The organism is Corallococcus sp. AB049A, from assembly GCF_003668885.1.
Classification (GTDB): Bacteria; Myxococcota; Myxococcia; order Myxococcales; family Myxococcaceae; genus Corallococcus; species Corallococcus interemptor.
The window spans coordinates 1-4,665 of sequence record NZ_RAWL01000560.1; the positions used below are offsets into that span (position 1 = coordinate 1).

General features: G+C 69.4%; 6 protein-coding genes and 1 pseudogene. 4 read left to right on the plus strand and 3 right to left on the minus strand.

Annotated elements, in window-relative coordinates:
• The 4 genes from D7X55_RS36060 to D7X55_RS36075 all read left to right on the plus strand — a co-directional run.
• On the plus strand, positions 1-1,191 hold a 1,191-nt coding region (locus tag D7X55_RS36060; protein ID WP_233610275.1), incomplete at its 5' end, for a phosphatidylserine/phosphatidylglycerophosphate/cardiolipin synthase family protein.
• A gap of 110 nt (positions 1,192-1,301) precedes the next feature.
• The gene (locus D7X55_RS36065) at positions 1,302-1,958 is read left to right on the plus strand and encodes an NAD(P)-binding oxidoreductase (RefSeq protein WP_121725406.1); all 657 of its coding nucleotides are present in this window, start codon (positions 1,302-1,304) and stop codon (positions 1,956-1,958) included.
• Between the two features lie 66 nt (positions 1,959-2,024).
• Complete coding sequence (locus D7X55_RS36070; RefSeq protein ID WP_120553027.1) at positions 2,025-2,267, plus strand: addiction module protein; 243 nt, start codon at positions 2,025-2,027, stop codon at positions 2,265-2,267.
• A 16-nt stretch (positions 2,268-2,283) separates the two neighbouring features.
• Positions 2,284-2,601: a type II toxin-antitoxin system RelE/ParE family toxin gene (locus D7X55_RS36075; protein WP_120553026.1), complete on the plus strand. Its 318-nt coding sequence runs from the start codon at positions 2,284-2,286 to the stop codon at positions 2,599-2,601.
• A gap of 2 nt (positions 2,602-2,603) precedes the next feature.
• Here the strand turns inward: D7X55_RS36075 and D7X55_RS36080 are convergent, their stop codons facing one another.
• The 3 genes and pseudogenes from D7X55_RS36080 to D7X55_RS36090 all read right to left on the minus strand — a co-directional run.
• Positions 2,604-3,413: a carbohydrate ABC transporter permease gene (locus D7X55_RS36080; protein WP_120553025.1), complete on the minus strand. Its 810-nt coding sequence runs from the start codon at positions 3,411-3,413 to the stop codon at positions 2,604-2,606.
• Positions 3,410-4,288: a carbohydrate ABC transporter permease gene (locus D7X55_RS36085; protein ID WP_120553024.1), complete on the minus strand. Its 879-nt coding sequence runs from the start codon at positions 4,286-4,288 to the stop codon at positions 3,410-3,412. The genes D7X55_RS36080 and D7X55_RS36085 overlap by 4 nt, the downstream gene beginning before the upstream one ends.
• Positions 4,285-4,665: pseudogene (locus tag D7X55_RS36090) on the minus strand (ABC transporter substrate-binding protein); the annotation flags it as partial. The gene D7X55_RS36085 and the pseudogene D7X55_RS36090, both read right to left, overlap by 4 nt.

Sequence of the window (4,665 nt, forward strand, 5' to 3'; positions counted from 1 at the left end):
ATGTTGGGGGCGATGTTGCTCGCGGGATGTCCGTCCGCGTGCAACACGAAGGAGTCGTCCCGTCCGTTTCATCTCACGGGGCAGGTGGGTTCGCGTGGGGCGGGCTTCGCATCGGCGCTGTACCAGACGACGGGGGTGCGGATGGAACCGCGCAACCGCATCCGGTGGGCGAACAACGGCGCCGTATTCGACGTGATGGTGGAAGAGATCGGCCGGGCCCGCGCCTCCATCCACATCGTGATGTTCATCTGGCGGCCGGGACGTGCGTCCGACCGGATGATTGAAGCGCTGGCCGAGCGCGCCAAGAAGGGCGTGCACTGCCGCGTGCTGGTGGATCCGCTGGGAAGCGGTCCTTTCGAAACAGAGGTGAAGCCCCGGCTGGAGGCGGCCGGCTGCGAGGCGCACCTGTTCCGCCCGCTGCCGGCGGACGAGAACCTGGCGCGCAACCACCGCAAGATCGTCGTGGTGGACGGCAAGGTGGCCATCACGGGAGGACTGGCCATCCAGGACGAGTGGCTGGGCGACGCGCGCAACGAGAAGGAGTGGCGCGACACCAACGTGCGGGTCCAGGGCCCGGTCGTGGCGCAGCTGCAGCAGGCCTTCGCGGAGAACTGGCAGGAGACGACGGGCCAGCTGTTGCCTCCCACGGACTTCCCCACGCTGTCGGTGGACCAGCCCGGCCTGGATTCCGCGGGTGAAGGCTGGGCGGCGTTCGTCAGCAGCACGGCGAACCCGGAGGTGACGCGCGCGGAGCGGCTGACGCAGCTGATGGTGAAGGCGGCGAAGAAGCGGCTGTGGATTTCGCAGGCGTACTTCACGCCCAACGACGCGCTGACGGCGCTGCTGGTGGAGAAGGCGCGCGCGGGCGTGGACGTGCGGGTGCTGGCGCCGGGGGACAAGAACGACCAGAAGGCCATCACGGTGCTCCAGCGGCAGACCTACGACACGCTGCGGGCGGCGGGCGTGCGGCTCTGGGAGTACCAGCCGTCGATGATGCACGCGAAGACGATGCTGGTGGATGACCGGTGGGTGCTGGTGGGGTCCATCAACTACGACGCGCTGTCGTTCAACCTGTTGGAAGAGGGCTCGCTGGTGTTGGAGGACGTGGAGGCGGCACGTCAGCTGGAGGCCATCTTCCTGGAGGACCTGACGAAGGCGCGCGAGGTCCAGGCCGAGCAGGCGAACCGCTGAAGGCCGGCTGTCCGGTTTCACGCGTGCCCCCTGGAAACAGTGGGCAAGGGACGGGCCGTGTGCTCAAGAGGCGCGTCAGGGCCCTGCAATCAGGCCCGGGAGGCATCGCCATGAGCAGTGCAGCGCCTCGTCATCTCTTCGTCGCGGGCGCCACGGGCGCGACGGGCCGCACGCTGATGCGGCAGGCCCTGGCCCAAGGCGTGTCCGTGACGCCGCACGTGCGCCCCAGGAGCGCGAACACGGAGCCCGCGAACCACTGGCCGAAGAAGGCGGTGCTGGAGCTGGCGGACGGGCCCGCGCTGGTGGAGGCGATGAAGGGCAGCACGACGGTGCTCCAGCTCATCGGGACGATGCGCAAGCGCTTCGCGGCCGGGGACACCTACGAGACGAGCGACATCGGCACCACGCGGCAGCTGGTGGACGCGGCGAAGGCTGCGGGCGTGGACCACTTCATCCTGCTCACGTCGGTGGGAGCGGGGAGCCCGGTGGGCGCGTACCTCAAGGCCAAGGCGGAAGCAGAGCGCATCGTGCGCGAGAGCGGCATCCCCTACACGATGGTGCGGCCCCCGGCGCTGGAGGGCGAATACCACGCGCCGCCCGGCATCCTGCACACGCTGGGCAAGCTGCCCCTGCTGCACAAGCTGAAGCCCATGCACCTGGACCAGCTGGCCGCCGTGCTGCTGCGCATCGCGGAGCGAAGGGCACCGCTGGACACGGCGCTCGAGGACAAGCGCCTCTGGGCGGAGGTCGATGCGGTAGGCCGGTAGCTGTCAGACCCTCCAGGTAGGAAGGCTCCTCCGCCGCGCGAGCGCGGAATCCCAGGAGGAGCTAGAATGATGTCGATGGCGACCGTGGACGAGCTAATTGCCCAGGTTTTGCAACTTTCGCCGGAAGACCGCGCCCGGCTCGTGCGTGAGGTGTCAGACGCGGATGCCCCGGACATCGAGGCGTCCTGGGGCGAGGAGATCAGCCGCCGTGCCCAGGAAGTCATGGATGGGACAGCGGAGCTTGTCGATTGGGAAGACGTGAAAAAAAGAATAGAGGAGCGGCGCGAGCAGAGGCGACGTCAGCGCTAGGTGCACTCCACCCCGTATGGGCATCCGACTGCATCGCGCTGCCGAACCGGAGCTGCTCGAGGTCATCGACTGGTATGAAGACCAGCGCATAGGCCTCGGTGACCGCTTCTCCGACACCGTGTATCTGGCGATGGACTCCATCCACGCGCACCCGGACCGCTGGCCCCTCTGGCCTCGGCTCCATCACACGCCCCCCATCCGCCGCTTCCTGATTCCGGAGTACCCCTTCGCCCTGCCCTACCTCGTCCGTGACGAGGACGTGGTGGTGCTCGCCATCGCGCACCTGCGCCGCCAGCCGGACTTCTGGCTGCCCCGCGCGCGTAGCCGCCCGTAGAGCTACTCCTTCACCGCGCCGGCCGTGAGCCCGGACACGATGCGCCGCTGGAACAGCACCGTGAGCACCACCAGCGGCAGCGTGGCCACCACCGACGCCGCGGCGATCTCTCCCCAGGGTTCCTTGTACTCGCTGGCGAAGAGGCTGATGGCCACCGGCACCGTGCGCTTCTCCGGCGTGGACAGGAACGTCAGCGCGTAGAGGAACTCGTTCCACGCGAAGATGAAGACCAGGATGGCCGTCGTCGCCAGGCCCGGCGCCGCCAGGGGCAACAGCACCCTGCGGAACGCGCCCACCGGCGTGCACCCGTCCACCCGCGCCGCGCGGTACAGCTCGTCCGGCAGCTGCCGGAAGAACGACGTCAGCACCCACAACGTCAGCGGCAGCGCGAACGTCGTGTACGGCAACGCCAGGCCCACCAGGCTGTCACGCAGCCCCACCGCGTTGAGGATGAGGTACAGCGGGCTCACCGTCGCGATGGGCGGGAACATCGACACGCCCAGCGCCGCGGACAACAGCAGCCCCCGCCCCCGGAACTCCAGCTTCGCCAGCGCGAACGCCGCGGACGCTCCCACCGTGAGGCAGAACACCGTCGTCAGCGTCGCCACCACCAGCGAGTTCAACACCGCCCACAGGAACGGCCGCCCGAACAACACGCTGTCGTAGTTCGCTCCCGTCAGGTGCGACGGCCATGGCCGCGTCAGCTCGCCGTCCGGCCACAGGCTCGTCAGCACCTGCCACAGGAACGGCCCCAGGAAGAACGTGAGGAACGCCACCACGGCCAGCGCCGTGCCCAGCCCCGGCCGCTTCATCGCCGCCCCTCCTCGCGCCCCAGCCAGCGCAGCCACACCACCGCCAGCAGCACCACGCCCAGGAACGTCGCCACCGACAGCGTGCTGCCGTAGCCAAAGTCCCCGGAGCGCATCAGCGTCTTGTACGCGTAGATGCTCAGCGTCTCCGTCGTGTTCGCCGGCCCGCCCTCCGTCAGCACGTAGATGGCGTCGAACACGCGGAACGCATCCAGCGACCGGAACAGCACCGCCAGCAGCAGCGCGGGCTTGAGCAACGGCAGCGTGATGGACCGGAACTGCCGCCACTCCGACGCCCCGTCCACGCGCGCCGCCTTGTAGAGGTCCTCCGGGATGCCCTGCAGCCCCGCCAGCACCAGCAGCGCCACGAAGGGCGTCGTCTTCCACACGTCCACCAGGATGGCCGCGTGCAACGCATATCCCGGCGCGCCCAGCCAGTTGATCTCCGCCCCACCCAGCATCCGGTTGATGAGCCCGTAGTCCGGGTTGAACATCCACGCCCACAGCCGGGCGCTCACCACCGTGGGAATCGCCCAAGGCACCAGCACCGACGCGCGCAACAGCCCCCGCCCCGGGAACGCGCGGTTGAGCAGCAGCGCCAGCGGCACCGCGAGCAGCAGCTCCACCGCCACCGCCACCGCCGTGAAGTACGCCGTGTTCCCCAGCGCGGACCAGAACCGCGCGTCCCCCATCAGGTAGACGTAGTTCTCCAGCCCCGTGAAGCGCCGCTCGCCGAACACCAGGATGAAGCGGTGCAGGCTCAGCCATATCGCCGCCAGCACCGGGTACAGCGCCACCACGGCAAGCACCAGCACGGCCGGCGCCACCAGCAGGTACGCCTGCCGCCGCTCCCGAGCCTGTGAACCCGCGCCCCTCATTCCTCCTCCAGAGGCTTTTCACCGGTCAGGTGATCCACCTGCTTCTGCGCGCGAGTGAGCGCGGCCTCGGGAGACCGCAGGCCCGCCACGGCGGCGGAGAACTCGCTCTGGAGCACGTCCGCGATGAGCAGGTAGTACGGCGTCACCGGCCGGGGCCGCGCCCGCACCAGCGCCTCCTTCAGGCTCGCGATGAACGGCTGCTCCTCACGCAGCCGCGGGTCGTCGTACAGCGCCAGCCTCGGAGGGTTGCGCGCGTAATGCAGCGCCAGCACGCGGTTCGCCTCCGGTGACGTCAGGTGCGCGATGAGCCGGGCCGCCGCCTTCCTGCGCGCGGGCGGCACGTGCGCGTTCACCGCCAGCTGCCACCCGCCCAGAGT